The organism is Brachyspira sp. SAP_772, from assembly GCF_009755885.1.
GTDB lineage: Bacteria > Spirochaetota > Brachyspiria > Brachyspirales > Brachyspiraceae > Brachyspira.
This window is the reverse complement of the sequence record NZ_VYIX01000233.1, coordinates 1-643: the sequence shown is the minus strand read 5'-3', so window position 1 is coordinate 643 and position 643 is coordinate 1. Positions and strand designations below refer to the sequence as shown.

The following is a 643-nucleotide window of genomic DNA, read 5'->3' as shown; positions in this document are numbered from 1 at the left end:
TGAAAATTATTTAGGTTTTCCGGAAGAGATGACTTCTTTTGAACTTGTTGATAGAATGCAAAGACATGCTGAAAAATTTTCTAAAAACCCTATAGTTTATGATGAGGTAACAAAAATAGAAAATATTAAAGATAAAGTGAAAACTATTCATACTGCAGATGGAAAAACTTATCAAACTAAAACAATAATACTTGCTATGGGTGGTTTTGCTAAGAAATTAGGCACTAAAGGCGAAGCAGATTTTGCTGGAAAAGGTGTTTCATACTGTGCTACTTGTGATGGTGCTTTTTATAGAGGAAAAACTGTTGCTGTAGTTGGAGGCGGAAACAGTGCTTTTGATGAGGCTTATTTCCTTACTAGATTTGTTAATAAAATATATTTAGTTCATAGAAGAAAAGAGTTTAGAGCTGATGCTATCAATATAGAACATTTAACTAATACTGGTAAAGTAGAATATGTATTAGACAGCGTGATAGATGAGATTTGCGGAGACGGAAAGGTTACTAATATAAAAATAAAAAATGTATTAGATAATTCTATACATGAACAAGCTGTAGACGGAGTATTTGTGTTTGTTGGTCAAGAGCCTGCTACTAGCATATTAAAAGATACTGGTATTGCTATGAAAGAGAGCGGACACATT

1 protein-coding gene is annotated in these 643 nt (G+C 32.2%); it reads left to right on the top strand.

The genetic code is table 11. From position 1 onward, the window contains the following. Nucleotides 1-643 (top strand): NAD(P)/FAD-dependent oxidoreductase (locus GQX97_RS13750; protein ID WP_157152324.1); only part of this gene is annotated, 643 nt, incomplete at both ends.